Raw genomic sequence first — 15212 nt, 5'->3', positions numbered from 1 at the left:
CGCGGTGGTGCGCTTCTTCGCGGGCGGCACGAAGACCGAGATCACCTACCTCCGTGGCGGGAAGTCCTACACGACCGACGTGACCCTCGGGACGTACGACAGCAAGAGCTGACGCGACCCACTGACTGGAGGCCCGGTGCCAGCTGGCACCGGGCCTCCAGTCCGTCGTCGCGGAGCCGGCTTGATAGGCTCATGGTCGCTCTGCGGGGCGGCACCGCTCGCGGTGCGCCCCGCGCACCAAGCCACCACCCCGAGGGACGCATGCAGCCAGACGGACAGCCCCTGCCGGGCGTCTCGTACGTGATGCCCGTGCTCAACGAGGTCACCGAGGTCCGCGCTGCCGTGCAGAGCCTGCTCGATCAGGACTACCCCGGACCGTTCGAGGTCATCCTCGCGCTCGGGCCGTCGATCGACGGCACGAACGAACTCGTCGCGGAGATGAGCGCGGCCGATCCTCGGATCCGGGCGATCGAGAACCCGGTCGGGTCGACCCCCGCCGGGCTGAACGTCGCGATCCGGGCGTCGGAGCACCCCGTCGTGGTCCGGGTGGACGCACACTCGGTGCTGCCGCGGGACTACACGCGCATCGCGGTCCGCGTGCTGCAGGAGTCCGGGGCGGACAACGTCGGCGGCATCATGCACGCCGAGGGGCGGACGCCGTTCGAACGGGCGGTGGCACTCGCGTACGGCAGTCGGGTCGGGCTCGGGGGTACGCCACACCACGTCGGCGGGCAGGCCGGACCGGCCGAGACCGCGTACCTCGGCGTGTTCCGGCGTGACCGTCTGTTCGAGGTCGGGCTCTTCGACGAGGGCATCAAGCGTGGCCAGGACTGGGAGCTCAACCGACGGCTGCGGCAGACCGGCGGCACGGTCTGGTTCACGCCGGAGCTCGTCGTCACGTACCGGCCGCGGCCGAGTCTGAAGCGGCTCGTGCGGCAGTTCGTCGCGACCGGGCTCTGGCGGGGTGAACTCGCCCGCCGGTTCCCCGCGAACAACGGCCTGCGCTACTTCGTGCCGCCGGCGATGGTCGCGGCGATGGCGATCGGCCTCGTCGCCGGGATCGTCGGTGTCGTCGGCGCGGCCACCGGCACCGGCGCGGCGTGGGCGATGCTCGGGTTCGTGGTGCCCGCCGTGTACCTGCTCTTCGTCGTGGTCGGCGCCGTCGCCGTGGCACGGCGATCCGGGGCGGCGACGCTCCTCTGGCTCCTCGTCGTCCTGCCGTGCATCCACGTCGGCTGGGGGATCGGGTTCATCATCGGCTTCCTGACCAGGACGTCCGACCTCACGACGCACACGGGACGGTGATCGGGATGACCGACGACGCCACCAGGGGACGCGCCGCCCGGCCGACCTCGATCGCCGAACTCCGGGCGGTCGCGCAGCCGGACGCGGTGAGGATGCGCGCGAACGCCGAGCACTGGACCGCGTCGCTGTACCTCCGGGACGTCTCGCCCTACCTGACCTGGGTGCTGCTGAAGACCCGGGTGAGTGCGAACCAGGTCACCGGCCTGATGATCCTGGTCGGGTGGAGCGTCGCCGCCGCCCTGCTGATCCCGGGGATCTGGGGCGCGGCGCTGGCACTCGTGCTCGGACAGCTGCAGATGCTCGTGGACTGCAGCGACGGCGAGGTCGCTCGGTGGCGCGGCACCCACTCGCCCGCCGGCGTGTTCCTCGACAAGGTCGGGCACTACACGACCGAGGGGCTCATCCCGATCGCCCTCGGCATCCGCGCGGCCACGTGGCCGATCCACGGCGCGGACTGGATGTGGACGACGATCGGCTGCGCGCTCGGGCTCGTGATCGTCCTGAACAAGGCACTGAACGACATGGTGCACGTCGCCCGGGCGAACGCCGGACTCGAGAAGCTCGTCGACCGCCGCGACGCCTCGACCGCCCCGTCCGGCCGCCGGCTCGCGACGCTCCGGAAGGCCGCGCGCTTCCTGCCGTTCCACCGGCTGTACCACTCCGTCGAGCTGAGCATCCTCGCCTTCGTCTTCGCGCTCCTCGGACTCGTCATCGGTGACACGACGGCGTCGCGGATCCTCGTCGGGGCTCTGCTGCCGCTCGCGGTCCTCGCGACCGCCGGGCACTTCCTCGCGATCATCGCCTCCAAGCGGGTCCGCGCGTGACGCCAGGAACCGTGCGCCGTCACGCGGTCCCGCACCGGGAACGACCCCGCGTCGCCGTCGTGAGCCTGTCGCAGGGCACCCGACCCGACGACCTGCGGCGCGGCCTCGAGAGCGTGCTCGCGCAGCAGGACGTCGAGCTCGACGTCGTGTGCGTGGGCAACGGCTGGGAGCCGACCGGGCTGCCCGAGGGGGTCCGTGCCCTCGCCCTGCCCGAGAACGTCGGCATCCCTGCCGGGCGGAACGCCGGAGCCGAGGTCGTCCACGGCGACTACCTGTTCTTCCTCGACGACGACGCCTCGGTGCCGTCGCCGACCTTCCTGCGCGACGCGATCGCGCTGTTCGAGCACGACCCGTCGCTCGGCCTCGTGCAGCCCCGCGTCGTCGACCCGACCGGTGCCGCGAACCCCACGCGCTGGATCCCGCGCATCCGCAAGGGATCGCCGTCGGAGTCGTCGGTGGTGTTCTCCGTGTGGGAGGGCGCCGTCGTGCTGCCCACGGACGTCTACCGTGCGGTCGGTGGCTGGGGCGCGCCGTACTTCTACGCACACGAGGGCATCGAGCTCGCCTGGCGCGTGTGGGACGCCGGCCGACGGACCTGGTACGCGGGGGACCTCGTCGCGCACCACCCCGCGATCGACCCCGCGCGACACCGTGAGTACTACCGGCTGAACGCCAGGAACCGGGTGTGGCTCGCCCGGCGGAACCTGCCGCCGGTGCTGCGGCCGCTGTACGTCGGCTCGTGGGCCGCGGTCCAGGTCGCCCGCTGGTGGCGGCACCCCCGGCGTCTGTCGACGTGGTTCGGTGGCGTCCGCGAAGGCTGGACCGCGGACTGCGGTCCGTCCGCGACCATGGGGTGGTTGACCATCGGGCGGATGACACTCGCCGGCCGTCCCCCGATCATCTGAGGAGACCCATGTCGATCCTGAGTGATGCGCGCACCGCGGTGCGGCTCGTGCAGCGTCTGCTGAAGTCGCGGCAGAACCGGAACGCCCTGGCCCGGCGGTTGCAGACCGAGACACCGCTCGCACCCGGGGCCGTCGAGATCGCGGTGTACTTCGCCGACGGGCCGGTCAACCTGTACCAGGTCCGCCAGTGGTACGCCCCGCTCGCTGAACTGCACGCACAGCACCCGGTGGCGATCGTCTCGCGGAGCCCCGGTGCCATGCTCGCCCTGCTCGACGAGTCGCCGGTGCCGGTCGTGTACGCGCGGCAGGTCGTGGACCTCGAACGGTTCGTGGACGAGCAGTCCCCGAAGATCGTCCTCTACGTCAACCAGAACGCCCGCAACTTCCAGATGATGCGGTACGGGCGCATGTGGCACGTCTTCGTGAACCACGGCGAGAGCGACAAGATGTACATGACGACGAACCAGTTCAAGGCGTACGACCACGCCCTGATCGCCGGTGACGCCGCTCGTGACCGGTTGGCCGCCGCGCTGTGGGACTACGACCTCGACGCACGGACGACGGCGATCGGCCGCCCGCAGGCCGACCACTTCGCGGGCGCGGTGCCCTGGCCGGCGGACGACCGCACCGTCGTGCTCTACGCCCCGACGTGGGAGGGGGACCGCGCCGCCGCGGCCTACGGGTCGATCGCGAGCCACGGCACGACGATCGCCGAGCGAGTGCTCGCGTCCCCGGCGCACCGACTCGTCTACCGGCCCCACCCGCGCTCGGGCGTGCTCGACGCGGAGTACCGGTCCGCACACGAACGGATCATCGCGGCGATCTCGGCTGCGAACGCCGCCGATCCGTCGGCGCACCACGTGTACGACGACGGACCGACACTCGGCTGGCAGCTCGCTGGTGCCGATGTGGCCATCACCGACATCTCGGCGATGATCTACGACCGGCTCGCCGTGGGGAAGCCGCTCATCGTGACGCGGCCGGTGTCCCCGGACGCCGACGTCGACGAACGCGGGTACCTCGGAGACGCGAACTGGTTGGAGGCGTCGGAGACGTCGGACGTGGTCGCACGCATCGACGCCGCTGCGAACGACGCCGAGGAGCTGGCGCGGCTCCGGCACTGGGTCGAGCGGTACTTCGGCGACACGACGCCCGGGGCGGCCACGGCTCGGTTCCACGCGGCCGTGGAACAGCTGCTCGAGCGGTGGCGCGTCGTCGCAGCCGAACACGACGGGCGCTGACCCGTCCGCCGGGGTCGGGTGGTCGGAGCCCGTCATCGTCCGGCGGCGTGGGCGACGAGCGGGACCTGCCACAGGTACTCGCTGCGATCGGGGCGTCGCCACCGGAGCACCACAGCACCGGTGTCGTCCGCGGCGGCCCCGAACACGGCGATGGACAGCGCCCGGCCAGGGTCGAGCCGGCGGACGGCCATGGGTGGCGCGTATCCCGTCCCCAGGTGGGTGAGCGTCAGTCCGTGGACGGGCTCCGGGCCGGTGTTCGTCAGGGTGTACCGGCGCGGGGCATCCGTGCGGTCGAGGTGGAACGGGACTCGGTACGCGGTGGCGCTGGGGTGCATGCCACGAACGCTAGGTGAGGGTACCGACGTCGGCGCCGCTGGGACGTCCGTGTGCGACCGGCGCTGTGGAGGAGGCCGGGGCGCCGGTCGTTGTGGAGGGGTGAGCGGTCCTGCTCAGGACACGGAGTCGGCGCTGTAGCGCGCGAGGGCCTCGTCGATGGGGCCGTCGAACTGCAGCCGTCCCTTGTCGAGGTAGAGCCCGCGGTCGCAGAACCGGCGCAGGTCCTTGTCGTTGTGGGACACGAAGAACAGCGTCCGCCCGCCGGCCAGGAGCTCGTCGATCCGCTTGTAGCACTTCTCGCGGAACCCCTTGTCGCCGACGGCGAGGACCTCGTCCACGAGCAGCACCGGCTCGTCCAGACGGGAGATGACCGAGAACGCGATCCGCACCTTCATGCCGCTCGACAGGTGCTTGTACGGGGTGTCGACGAAGTCGCCGATCTCCGCGAACTCGATGATCTCGTCGAAAGCGTCGCGGATCTCCGCTCGCGACATGCCGTGCAGACCGGCCGTCAGGTAGACGTTGTCCCGCACGGTGAGGTCGCCGACGAACCCGCCGGTGATCTCGATGAGCGGTGCCACACCGGCGCCGACCTGGATGCGCCCCTCGTCGGGGAGCATGACCTGCGCCACGAGCTTGAGGAGGGTGGACTTGCCCTGGCCGTTCCGACCGACGACGCCGATGGCCTCCCCGGGCTGGACGTCGAACGTGACGTCCCGGAGCGCCCAGAACTCGTCGCCGCGCTTCCGTCGGCTCCGCCCGGCGAAGAGGTCCTTGAAGCTGCGGCTCGCCCGCCGGTTCCGCTTGAACCGGATCCCCGCGCCGCGGACGGAGATCACGGGCGTCGTGGTGGTGCTGCGCCGGGGCTGATCGGTGGCGGTCATCAGAGCTCCTTCAGGACGCGGTGCTCGCTCCGCTTGAAGACGACGGTGCCGATGACGAGGACGACCACGGTCACGACCGTCGACGACGCCACCTCGAGCCAGTTGAGCTGGCTCGGGAAGAACGCCGAGCGGTAGATGCCGATGATCCCCGAGAGCGGGTTCAGCGCCATCAGGTCACGGAACCGCTCGGGGAGGGCCGACGTGCCGTAGATGATCGGCGATGCGTAGAAGAGGAAGCGCAGGATCAGCTTGACCGCGCGTTCGAGGTCGCGGAAGAACACCACGAGCGGCGCGACGATGAGGCCGAGTCCGTAGATGAGCGCGCACTGCAGCACGATCGCGAGGGGGTACAGCAGCACTTCCCAGTGGAGGTGCGCCCCGGTCGCGAGCACGAAGATCGCGAGGACGGGCAGGCTCAGCACGAACTCGATGCCCTTGGACGCGTCGATCCGGGCCACCCAGATGCTCCGCGGGATCGTCGTCGAGCGGATCAGCTTGGCCTCGCTCGTGAACGCCCGGGTGGAGTCGGAGACCGCACCGGTGAACCACATCCACGGCAGGAGTGCCGAGAGCAGGAAGACGATGTACGGTTCCTCGCCCACCTTGCCGCGGTGGAACACCTGCGTGAAGACGAACCAGTAGATGGCCGACATCACGAGCGGGTCGAGGATCGACCAGAGGTAGCCGAGCGCGGACGTCGAGTACCGGACCCGGAGGTCGCGGACGGTCAGCAGCCGGAGGGCATGACGATAGCGCCGACCGGCACTGCGGCTGGCCATGGGGGCAGCAGCCGCGGGCACGGTCGGCGCACTCGCTGTGGTCACGGTTTCCCTCCGGGCGGAACCGCCGAGGGGACGGGGGTCGTTCAGGCGAACAGGTCGTTCGCGCGCTCGAGGTCCTCGGCGAAGTCGATCTCGACCGCGTAGAGGTCCGAGATGTCGACCGGCGACCAGCGTAGCCCGTCCTCGGCGATGGCCGCCTCGATGCCGCCCTCGAAGTACTCCTGGTCGTCCACGCGGCCGAGCTGGCGGATGAGCGCCTGCTTGTCAGCGGCGGAGACGTAGTTGATCCCGACGGCCTCGCCGAGACCACCGACGACCTGCTTCGAGAGCTTCTCGATGAAGCCCTCGGCGTCGACGGTGTACTTGACCTCTTCGTCGGAGACCTTGTCGGTGTTCACGCTGACGAACGAGCGGTCCTCGTCGATCATGTCCGCGGCACGGACGAGCGCGCGCGGGTCGAAGACGACGTCGCCGTTCATCCAGAGCACGCCGCTCTTGCCGGTGGCCTTGAGCGCACGGAGGAGGCTCTTCGAGGTGTTCGTGGAGTCGTAGGACTCGTTGTAGACGAAGTTCGCCTGGGGGAAGGCCTCGACGATGTACTCCGACTTGTAGCCGACGACGATCGTCACGCGTGCGCTCGAGCCGAACGCGGCGCGGATGTTGTCGAACTGCTGCTGCATGATGGTGCGGCCGTCGGAGAGCTCCGTCAGCGGCTTCGGCAGGCTGCGCCCGAGGCGGCTGCCCATCCCCGCGGCGAGGATGACGATCTGCGTGGTCATGCTGGTCCCTTCTGGTGTCCGCCCGCGCGCCGATGGGCACGGGCGGGCCTGGTCGAGTCTGCTCCCGCAGGGTCCGGTTCCGCCGTGAACCCTGCGCTTCTCGGATCAGACTCCCAGCGCGGGTTGCATCACGTTGGGCGGCCCGAGCGGGTTTCCAAGTGGTGAACACTTCGGCGTGTCCCGGTGAATGATACGGAACGACCGGATCGGAGGGGTACACCCGGAGCCGCTTCGTTCTCGATTCGTGACCCTCGCACGGAGGACGTCGGTGACGGTCCGGTCACGGTCGCCACCGCTCGTCGCACCGTTGGTACGGTGGGGCGATGGCCGCAGGAGCAGACGACGAGGACGTGTACGCGACGTCCGACGCTGCCTGGCTGACCGAGGCCGAGAGCGACATGGGGGACGGGGATGCGCGAGACGCGCCCGCTGGTGACGAGATGACCGACGACACGACCACGATCGAGGCCCACGGTGTCGACGCGCTGACGGTCGCGGAAGCGACGGGCCGTGTCGAAGGCGAGACCCCGGACACGAGTGGAGACGCCCTCGACACGCGCGACGACGCCCTCGACACGCGCGACGACGCCCTCGACACGCGCGACGACGACGCCGGTTCCGGGACGACGGCTGCGGGAGCCGCGGCCGCTGCCTCGGCGACGAAGAAGTCGAAGCGGCCCTCGGGCTCCCGCGGCGCCAAGGGGCGGGTCAAGCGCCCGGCCGGTGCACCGGACAGCACCGATCAGCGCGCCGGCACGAGCAGCGACGCCGTGCCGGACGGCGCCGCGCCGACCAGCGACGCCGCGCCGGGCGACTCCGCGCCGTCGAAGAAGCGCGCTCCCCGGGCCGCCGCCAAGCGCCCTGCGGCGGCCGCGCCGAAGCAGCCCGTGGTCCTCCGCGCCGAGGGCCTCGTGAAGCGCTACGGCCAGACCCTCGCCGTGGACGCGGTCGACCTCGAGATCCGCCAGGGCTCGATCTTCGGCGTCGTCGGTCCGAACGGCGCCGGCAAGACCACCACGCTCTCCATGGTCACCGGCCTGCTCCGACCGGACGCCGGCACCGTGACCGTGCTCGACCACGATGTCTGGGCCGACCCGACCGCCGCCAAGCGCAGCCTCGGCGTGCTGCCCGACCGGCTCCGGCTGTTCGACCGCCTCACCGGCGCACAGCTCCTCTACTACTCGGCCACGCTCCGGGGCCTCGACGGTGTCACGGCACGGGAGCGCAGCGCTGACCTCGGCGAGGCGTTCGGTCTCGGTGAGGCACTCGGCCGTCAGGTCGCGGACTACTCGGTGGGCATGGCGAAGAAGATCGCACTCGCCGCGACGCTCATCCACTCGCCGCGCGTGCTCGTACTCGACGAGCCGTTCGAGTCCGTCGACCCGGTGAGCGCCGCGACCATCACGGAGATCCTGCGTCGCTACACGGCGGGCGGCGGCACGGTCGTGCTCTCCAGCCACTCGATGGAACTCGTCCAGCGCACCTGCGACTCGGTCGCCATCATCGTCGGCGGCAAGGTCCTCGCCTCCGGGACGATGGCCCAGGTCCGCGGGCGGAAGAGCCTCGAGGACAAGTTCGTCGAACTCGCGGGCGGCCGCGTCGTGGCAGAGAGCATGGAATGGTTGCACAGCTTCTCCGCCTGAGGGCCGACCTGCTCGCGGGCGGCGTCCGGGGGAGTGCACGTCGCTCGGTCCTGGTCGTCCTCGGGAGCCTCGTCGGGCTCGTCGTCGCGGTGGCGATCGCCGTCGTGGCCGCCGGTCTGCGCACGGTCGACCCGGAGTCGGCACGCGCGGTCGTGGTCCCGGTCGGCACCCTCGTCACGTTCGGCTTCACGGTCGTCCCGCTCGTCGCGGGCCACGGCGACCAGTTCGACCCGCGCCGCTTCGCCGTGTTCGGGATCGGCCGGAAGGACCTCGCGATCGGGTTGTCCGTCGCCGGACTCGTCGGCGTGCCGGTCGTCGCGGTGGCGATCGTCGCCGTCGGCCAGTCCGTCACGTGGATGCGCGGCGGCGGCACGGCGGTGCTCGGAGTGGTCGGCTGCCTCCTCGCGATCGCGACGTGCGCCCTGCTCGTCCGGGTCGCGTCGACGGCGGGCTCCCGTCTGATCGGACAACACCGCACGCGCGACGCCGGCTGGCTCGTCGCCCTCGTCATCGCGGTCCTCGCCGTCCCCACGGTCTCGCTCCTGGTCGACAGCGGCTGGATCGACCCCGCCGGAGCCGAGACACAGCGGGTCGCGAACATCGCCGGCTGGACCCCGTGGGGTGCGGCGTGGGCGGTCCCCGCGGACGTCGCGGTCGGTGCCGTCGGCACGGGGCTCCTGAAGCTGCTCGTCGCTCTCGGCACGGTCGCCCTCCTCGCGTGGGCCTGGTGGGCGCAGGTCGGCCACGCCCTGGAGACCGTCGAGTCCCGGACACGCAGCCGTCGGTACCGCGGGCTGGGCTGGTTCGACCGGCTCGGCGCGACACCGGTCGCCGCCGTCGCCGCACGCGCCCTGACCTACTGGGGACGCGACCCGCGCTACCGGACGTCCTACCTGGTGCTCGTCTTCGTGCCGATCGTGGTCATCCCGCTCGGCGTCGCCGGTGTGCCGTGGCAGTGGACGGCGCTCGTGCCGCTGCCCCTCATGGCGCTCATCGCCGGGTTCCTGCCGCACAACGACGTCTCGTACGACAACACCGCCGTCTGGCTGCACGTCGCGTCCGGCGCACCGGGGTGGAGCGACCGGCTCGGTCGGGTCGTCCCCGTGCTCGTGGTCGGGATCCCGGCGCTCGTCGCGGGCGCCGCGGTCTCGGCGCGGCTCTTCGGCGACTGGGTGGCGTTCCCCGTGCTCATCGGGATCGGTGCGTCGGCGCTCCTGGCCGGTCTCGGGCTGTCGAGCATCGTCTCCGTCCTGCTGCCCTACCCGACGGTGCGTCCAGGCGACCACCCGTTCCAGCAGCCCCAGGCCGCCGGCGTGACCGCGACGGTCGCGCAGTCGGTGATGGTCATCGGCACCGTGGTCTGCTCGATCCCGGCCGTGTGGCTCGCGGCCCTGGCCTTCCGCGAGGGCGCGGACCCGTGGGCCACGACGACGCTGGTCGTCGGCGCGGTCGTCGGCGTGGTCGTGCTCGTCGCCGGTGTCGCGATCGGGGGCCGTGCGTTCGACCGGCACGGACCGGACCTCCTGGCGGCGGCGCAGCGCAACTGACCGGGCGGGTGGTGCGCCGGCACGGTGTGCTGTCGCCCGGCTGCGGGACCGGTCCACCGCGCGGCGTGACCATCGGGGTCGCCACCGGCGCGTGGTGACCAGGTGACGGCCGGGAGGCGCGTGGCGGCCCCGCCCCGCGCCTCCCGGCCGTCTCCGACGCCGTCGCCCCGCGCTGGCGGCCGTCGGGGTGGCGACCGCATCGCCACGTGGCCCCCTTCGCGACGGGGCGCGACGCGTCGTACCCTGGGTGCATGAGCATGACGGAACCCGGTGGCGGCCTCGACGTGATGGACCGCGAGCTCGAGAAGCTCCTCGAGGACGAGGGGATCGAGCCCGGCGATCACGAGCGGTTCTCGCACTACGTGAAGAAGGACAAGATCCTCGAGTCGGCGCTCAGCGGCAAGCCCGTCAAGGCTCTCTGCGGCAAGAAGTGGATCCCCGGTCGTGACCCGGAGAAGTTCCCGGTCTGCCCGGACTGCAAGAAGATCTACGAGCGTATGAAGGCGGAGTAGTCCTCCGCAGGACGTGGACGCCGGTCAGATGACCAGCGTGGGGACGGCCGGGTCGCCCCGACCGATGCGCGACGCGTCGGCGGGCAGCTCGGCCTTCGCCATCCTGTGGTGCCTCCGCGCGGCCTCGACGCCCTGGCTGCCGAGGAACACCGGGTCGACCTCGCCGTTCGTCACGACCGGGACGAGCAGCGGTCGCTCGTCCGGGCCGACCGCGCCCTGGGTGAGCACGACCTCCGCGGTCGCGATGCCGTTGCGGAGTCGCCGGCCGGCTTCCTTGCGGCCACCGGTCGACGCCTTGTCGGCGGACTTCTTCGCCACCGGCACCCAGGCGTCGTCCGCGGCGTCACGGTGCGCGACGAGCTTGAACACCATGCCCGCGGCAGGGTGCCCGGAGCCCGAGACCACCGACGTGCCGACGCCGTAGGAGTCCACCGGGGCAGCCCGGAGCGCCGCGATCGTGTACTCGTCGAGGTCGTTCGTCACCGTGATCTTCGTCCCGGTCGCGCCGAGTCGGTCGAGCTGTGCCCGGACCGCGGCCACGACGGACGGCAGGTCGCCGGAGTCGATGCGCACGGCGCCGAGCTTCCCGTCGGTGAGCCGGACGGCGGTCTCGACCGCGGCCTCGATGTCGTAGGTGTCGACGAGCAGGGTCGTTCCGTCGCCGAGGGCGTCGAGCTGCGACCGGAACGCCGCCTCCTCCGAGTCGTGGAGCAGGGTGAACGCATGCGCGGCGGTCCCCATCGTCGGGATGCCCCACGTGCGCCCGGCCTCGAGGTTGCTCGTCGCACCGAACCCGGCGATGTACGCGGCGCGGGCGGCGGCGACCGCGTTCCACTCACCCGTGCGACGGGACCCCATCTCGGCGAGCGGCCGGTGGTCCGCCGCGGACACCATGCGCGCGGCCGCCGACGCGACCGCGGAGTCGGCGTTGAAGATGCTCAGCGCCAGGGTCTCGAGGACGACGGCCTCGGCGAAGGTGCCCTCGATCTGGAGCACGGGCGAGTTCGGGAAGAACACCTCGCCCTCGCGGTACGCACGGATGCTGCCGCTGAAGCGGTAGTCGGCGAGCCACCGCGCCGTGCCCTCGTCGATGACGCCGCGGTCGCGGAGGAACCCGATCTCCTCGTCGCCGAAGCGGAAGTCGCCGAGCGCGGTGAGGAACCGGCCGAGGCCGGCCGCGACACCGTAGCGGCGACCGTCGGGCAGGCGGCGGGTGAACACCTCGAAGACGCACCGGCGGTCGGCGGTGCCGTCCTTCAGTGCGGCGTCCACCATGGTGAGTTCGTACTGGTCCGTGAGGAGCGCGCTGGTCACCTCCCCGACACTACGGCAGGGCTCGGCCGGGAGGCACGGGTTGCGTCGGGCGGTCGGCTCGCGTCGGTACGCTGGTCACCGTGACGGATGCACCGATCGGAGTCTTCGACAGTGGGGTCGGCGGGCTGACGGTGGCGCGGGCGATCATCGACCAGCTCCCGCGCGAGAGCATCCGGTACGTCGGCGACACCCTGCACTCGCCGTACGGGCCGAAGCGCATCGCCGACGTCCGCCGGTACGCCCTCGAGGTCATGGACGACCTCGTCGAGCAGGGCGTGAAGGCGCTCGTCATCGCGTGCAACACCGCGTCCTCCGCCGTGCTCCGCGACGCCCGGGAGCGCTACGAGCAGGCGTACGGCATCCCCGTGATCGAGGTCATCCAGCCCGCAGCCCGCGCCGCCGTGAAGCAGACCCGCACCGGCCGCATCGGGGTGATCGGCACCGTCGGGACCATCGCCTCCCGTGCCTACGAGGACGCGTTCGCGGTCGCCGCCGACGTCACCCTGTCGCTGGCCGCGTGCCCCCGCTTCGTCGAGTTCGTCGAGGCCGGGGACACCTCATCGCCGGCGCTCCGCACGGTCGCCGAGCAGTACCTCGCCCCGATCCGCGCCGCCGACGTCGACACGCTCGTCCTCGGCTGCACCCACTACCCGCTGATGTCCGCGGCGATCCAGTACGTCATGGGTCCCGACGTCACCCTCGTGTCGAGCGCCGAGGAGACGGCGAACGACGTCTACCGTCGGCTCGTCGAGCACGGGCTCGAACGCACCGCCCCCGAGCCACCGACCTACGCGTTCGAGGCCACCGGCGACGACAAGAACGGCTTCATCCGGCTCGCCCGACGCTTCCTCGGACCCGAGGTCTCGAGCGTCGGCCACCTCCAGACCGGGGCCATCCTGCTGCCCCACACCGAAAGGACCCCATGAGCACCCGCATCGACGGCCGCGCCGCGACCGACCACCGTCCCGTCACGATCGAGCGGGGGTGGAGCTCGCAGGCCGAGGGCAGCGCGCTCATCTCCTTCGGCGACACGAAGGTGCTGTGCACCGCGTCCTTCACCAACGGCGTGCCCCGCTGGCTCGCCGGGAAGGGCACCGGTTGGGTCACCGCCGAGTACTCGATGCTGCCCCGCTCCACGAACGAGCGCATGCAGCGCGAGTCGATCAAGGGCAAGGTCGGTGGTCGGACCCACGAGATCTCGCGACTCATCGGCCGGTCGCTCCGCGCGGTGGTCGACACGAAGGGCCTCGGCGAGAACACCCTCGTGATCGACTGCGACGTGCTCCAGGCCGACGGCGGCACCCGCACGGCGTCGATCACGGGCGCGTACGTGGCCATGGTCGACGCGATCGAGTGGGGCCGCGAGCGTGGCTTCGTGGGGAAGAAGGCGACCCCGCTGCTCGACAGTGTCCAGGCGATCTCGGTCGGGATCGTCAAGGGGGAGCCGATGCTCGACCTCGCCTACACCGAGGACTCCGCGGCCGACACCGACATGAACATCGTCACGACCGGCTCGGGCAAGTTCATCGAGGTCCAGGGCACCGCCGAGCACGCGCCGTTCGACCGCGACGAGCTGAACACCCTGCTCGACCTCGGGCTCGCGGGCAACGCGTCGCTCGCCGCGATCCAGCGCGAGGTGCTGGGGCAGACCTCGTGACCGACCGTCGGGTCGTCCTCGCCAGCCACAACGCCGGCAAGCTCGTCGAGCTGCGCGACATCCTCGGCGACGCACTCGGCGCCGGTGTCGGGCTCGTCGGGTACGACGGCCCGGAGCCCGTCGAGGACGGCGACTCCTACGCCGCGAACGCGCTCATCAAGGCACGGGCCGCGGTGGCATACACGGGGCTCCCGGCGCTCGCCGACGACTCCGGCATCGCCGTCGACGCGTTGGACGGTGCGCCCGGCATCCACTCGGCCCGGTACGCGGGGACCCGGGTGGACGCCGACAACATCGCGCTGCTGCTCCGCAACCTCGAGGGGGTCGTCGAGCGGACCGCCGCGTTCGTGTGCGCCGCCGCGTTCGTGACGCCGGACGGCACCGAGCACGTGTTCGAGGCGGTCTGGAACGGCGAGGTCACGACCGAGCCGATCGGGGACGGCGGGCACGGGTACGACCCGGTGTTCCGGCCGGACGACGCAGACCGGACCTCGGCGCAGCTGACGCGTGACGAGAAGAACGCGCTGAGCCACCGGTCGAAGGCGTTCCGCGGCATCGCGCCGATCGTGCGGGAGTACTTCGGCGCGGAGTAGTCGCGCCTCCGCGCGGCGCCGCGGCAGCCGCGCGGCGCCGCGGCAGCGCCGCGGCAGCCGCGCGGCAGCGCCGAGGCAGCCCCGGTGCCCGTGGTCGACGCACAACCAAAGTCACCCCGAACCGCGTGATCACGTGGTTCGGGGTGACTTTGGTTGTGCGAACGCGAACGGGCCGCGCGGACGGCCTCGCGCTACTGCGGGTCGACTGCGGGCGTCTGCTGCTGTTCCTCGTCGTGCTTCGCCCTGCGTGCGTTCCGGATGTAGGTCAGCGCCATCGGGACGACGGTCACGACGACGGCCGCGAGCAGGATCACGTCGATGTAGGACCGGACGATGTGCGCCACGAACGGGATGTGCCCGATGAAGTAGCCGAGGAACGTGACGCCGACGCCCCAGATCACGGCACCGATCGCGTTGTAGAGCGAGTACTTCTTGTAGTTCATCCGGCCGACGCCGGCGGCGATCGGCAGGAACGTGCGCACGACCGGCACGAAGCGGGCGAGGATCACGGCGAGCGGCCCGAACCGGTGGAAGAACGCGTTCGTGCGGTCGACGTTCGCCTTGGAGAACAGGCCGCTCTCCTTGCGCTCGAAGATCGGCGGACCGGCCTTCTTGCCGATGTAGTAGCCGAGCTCACCGCCGATGAACGCCGACGCCGCGATCATCAGGGCCGCGACCCAGATCGGGATCCCGCCGATGGCACCGCCACGGTCGAAGGCGAACAGCCCGGTGATGACGAGCAGGCTGTCACCGGGGAAGATGAACCCGACGAGCAGGCCGGTCTCGGCGAAGATGATCGCGCAGACGACGAGCACGGCGACGGCCCCGAAGTGGTCGAGGATGTACTGCGGATCCAGCCAGGGGATCAGGGCGAGAGCGACGGAGTGCAT

The 15212-nt window shown here is 71.4% G+C and carries 16 protein-coding genes; 10 read left to right on the top strand and 6 right to left on the bottom strand.

The window, feature by feature from the left end:
• Window positions 1-261 precede the first annotated feature (261 nt).
• Genes NS184_RS06790 through NS184_RS06775 form a run of 4 tightly spaced genes read left to right on the top strand, consistent with a single transcriptional unit; the run spans window position 262 to window position 4275 of the window.
• The gene (locus tag NS184_RS06790) at window positions 262-1305 is read left to right on the top strand and encodes a glycosyltransferase family 2 protein (protein ID WP_058725369.1); all 1044 of its coding nucleotides are present in this window, start codon (window positions 262-264) and stop codon (window positions 1303-1305) included.
• A gap of 5 nt (window positions 1306-1310) precedes the next feature.
• Window positions 1311-2129 (top strand): CDP-alcohol phosphatidyltransferase family protein, encoded by an 819-nt coding sequence (locus NS184_RS06785; protein ID WP_058725375.1) that lies wholly within the window; start codon window positions 1311-1313, stop codon window positions 2127-2129.
• A complete protein-coding gene (locus NS184_RS06780; RefSeq protein WP_193750417.1) occupies window positions 2126-3034 on the top strand; it encodes a glycosyltransferase family 2 protein in 909 nt (302 codons plus the stop codon). Before NS184_RS06785 ends, NS184_RS06780 begins: the two co-directional genes overlap by 4 nt.
• Before the next feature lie 8 nt (window positions 3035-3042).
• Window positions 3043-4275 carry a CDP-glycerol glycerophosphotransferase family protein gene (locus tag NS184_RS06775; protein WP_058725367.1) on the top strand — a complete coding sequence of 411 codons (1233 nt, stop codon included), beginning with the start codon at window positions 3043-3045 and terminating at the stop codon, window positions 4273-4275.
• Between the two features lie 32 nt (window positions 4276-4307).
• On the opposite strand, the gene NS184_RS06770 is transcribed toward NS184_RS06775, so the two are convergent.
• The 4 genes from NS184_RS06770 to NS184_RS06755 all read right to left on the bottom strand — a co-directional run bounded on the left by NS184_RS06770 (window position 4308) and on the right by NS184_RS06755 (window position 7056).
• Window positions 4308-4610 (bottom strand): hypothetical protein, encoded by a 303-nt coding sequence (locus tag NS184_RS06770; protein ID WP_058725366.1) that lies wholly within the window; start codon window positions 4608-4610, stop codon window positions 4308-4310.
• Window positions 4611-4724: 114 nt separating this feature from the next.
• The gene (locus tag NS184_RS06765) at window positions 4725-5495 is read right to left on the bottom strand and encodes an ABC transporter ATP-binding protein (RefSeq protein ID WP_058725365.1); all 771 of its coding nucleotides are present in this window, start codon (window positions 5493-5495) and stop codon (window positions 4725-4727) included.
• Window positions 5495-6274, bottom strand: coding sequence for an ABC transporter permease (locus NS184_RS06760; protein ID WP_058725364.1), 780 nt, complete (start codon window positions 6272-6274; stop codon window positions 5495-5497). Before NS184_RS06760 ends, NS184_RS06765 begins: the two co-directional genes overlap by 1 nt.
• Before the next feature lie 86 nt (window positions 6275-6360).
• Window positions 6361-7056: an NTP transferase domain-containing protein gene (locus NS184_RS06755; protein WP_058725363.1), complete on the bottom strand. Its 696-nt coding sequence runs from the start codon at window positions 7054-7056 to the stop codon at window positions 6361-6363.
• Window positions 7057-7379: 323 nt separating this feature from the next.
• Here NS184_RS06755 and NS184_RS06750 point away from each other — a divergent pair, with 323 nt between their 5' ends.
• The 3 genes from NS184_RS06750 to NS184_RS06740 all read left to right on the top strand — a co-directional run bounded on the left by NS184_RS06750 (window position 7380) and on the right by NS184_RS06740 (window position 10758).
• Window positions 7380-8699 carry an ABC transporter ATP-binding protein gene (locus tag NS184_RS06750; protein ID WP_242862982.1) on the top strand — a complete coding sequence of 440 codons (1320 nt, stop codon included), beginning with the start codon at window positions 7380-7382 and terminating at the stop codon, window positions 8697-8699.
• Window positions 8675-10246, top strand: a complete 1572-nt coding sequence (locus NS184_RS06745; protein WP_058725362.1) for a hypothetical protein — start codon at window positions 8675-8677, stop codon at window positions 10244-10246. The genes NS184_RS06750 and NS184_RS06745 overlap by 25 nt, the downstream gene beginning before the upstream one ends.
• Window positions 10247-10497: 251 nt before the next feature.
• Window positions 10498-10758, top strand: coding sequence for a DUF3039 domain-containing protein (locus NS184_RS06740; protein WP_022904204.1), 261 nt, complete (start codon window positions 10498-10500; stop codon window positions 10756-10758).
• Between the two features lie 24 nt (window positions 10759-10782).
• On the opposite strand, the gene NS184_RS06735 is transcribed toward NS184_RS06740, so the two are convergent.
• Window positions 10783-12033 (bottom strand): nicotinate phosphoribosyltransferase, encoded by a 1251-nt coding sequence (locus NS184_RS06735; RefSeq protein ID WP_058725373.1) that lies wholly within the window; start codon window positions 12031-12033, stop codon window positions 10783-10785.
• A 119-nt stretch (window positions 12034-12152) separates the two neighbouring features.
• Between NS184_RS06735 and murI the strand changes: the two genes are divergently transcribed.
• The 3 genes from murI to rdgB are packed head-to-tail and all read left to right on the top strand — an operon-like array spanning window position 12153 to window position 14322.
• On the top strand, window positions 12153-12998 hold the full coding sequence (murI, locus tag NS184_RS06730) for a glutamate racemase (RefSeq protein ID WP_058725361.1): 846 nt from the start codon (window positions 12153-12155) through the stop codon (window positions 12996-12998).
• Window positions 12995-13729 carry a ribonuclease PH gene (rph, locus tag NS184_RS06725; protein WP_058725360.1) on the top strand — a complete coding sequence of 245 codons (735 nt, stop codon included), beginning with the start codon at window positions 12995-12997 and terminating at the stop codon, window positions 13727-13729. The genes murI and rph overlap by 4 nt, the downstream gene beginning before the upstream one ends.
• Entirely contained in the window at window positions 13726-14322 is a 597-nt protein-coding gene (gene rdgB, locus NS184_RS06720; protein ID WP_058725359.1) for an RdgB/HAM1 family non-canonical purine NTP pyrophosphatase, read from the top strand. The genes rph and rdgB overlap by 4 nt, the downstream gene beginning before the upstream one ends.
• Window positions 14323-14513: 191 nt before the next feature.
• Here the strand turns inward: rdgB and NS184_RS06715 are convergent, their stop codons facing one another.
• Window positions 14514-15212 (bottom strand): DedA family protein, encoded by a 699-nt coding sequence (locus NS184_RS06715; protein WP_058725358.1) that lies wholly within the window; start codon window positions 15210-15212, stop codon window positions 14514-14516.

This window comes from Curtobacterium luteum (genome assembly GCF_001475545.1).
Taxonomy (GTDB): Bacteria; Actinomycetota; Actinomycetes; order Actinomycetales; family Microbacteriaceae; genus Curtobacterium; species Curtobacterium luteum_A.
This window is presented reverse-complemented; position numbering and strand designations above follow the sequence as displayed.

Excerpts from the sequence above, each read along its gene's own strand:
- NS184_RS06790 (WP_058725369.1), top strand. The coding sequence starts at position 262 with ATGCAGCCAGACGGACAGCCCCTGCCGGGCGTCTCGTACGTGATGCCC.
- NS184_RS06785 (WP_058725375.1), top strand. The coding sequence starts at position 1,311 with ATGACCGACGACGCCACCAGGGGACGCGCCGCCCGGCCGACCTCGATC.
- NS184_RS06775 (WP_058725367.1), top strand. The coding sequence starts at position 3,043 with ATGTCGATCCTGAGTGATGCGCGCACCGCGGTGCGGCTCGTGCAGCGT.
- NS184_RS06770 (WP_058725366.1), bottom strand. The coding sequence starts at position 4,610 with ATGCACCCCAGCGCCACCGCGTACCGAGTCCCGTTCCACCTCGACCGC.
- NS184_RS06765 (WP_058725365.1), bottom strand. The coding sequence starts at position 5,495 with ATGACCGCCACCGATCAGCCCCGGCGCAGCACCACCACGACGCCCGTG.
- NS184_RS06760 (WP_058725364.1), bottom strand. The coding sequence starts at position 6,274 with ATGGCCAGCCGCAGTGCCGGTCGGCGCTATCGTCATGCCCTCCGGCTG.
- NS184_RS06755 (WP_058725363.1), bottom strand. The coding sequence starts at position 7,056 with ATGACCACGCAGATCGTCATCCTCGCCGCGGGGATGGGCAGCCGCCTC.
- NS184_RS06750 (WP_242862982.1), top strand. The coding sequence starts at position 7,380 with ATGGCCGCAGGAGCAGACGACGAGGACGTGTACGCGACGTCCGACGCT.
- NS184_RS06745 (WP_058725362.1), top strand. The coding sequence starts at position 8,675 with ATGGTTGCACAGCTTCTCCGCCTGAGGGCCGACCTGCTCGCGGGCGGC.
- NS184_RS06740 (WP_022904204.1), top strand. The coding sequence starts at position 10,498 with ATGAGCATGACGGAACCCGGTGGCGGCCTCGACGTGATGGACCGCGAG.
- NS184_RS06735 (WP_058725373.1), bottom strand. The coding sequence starts at position 12,033 with ATGGTGGACGCCGCACTGAAGGACGGCACCGCCGACCGCCGGTGCGTC.
- rph (WP_058725360.1), top strand. The coding sequence starts at position 12,995 with ATGAGCACCCGCATCGACGGCCGCGCCGCGACCGACCACCGTCCCGTC.
- NS184_RS06715 (WP_058725358.1), bottom strand. The coding sequence starts at position 15,212 with ATGCACTCCGTCGCTCTCGCCCTGATCCCCTGGCTGGATCCGCAGTAC.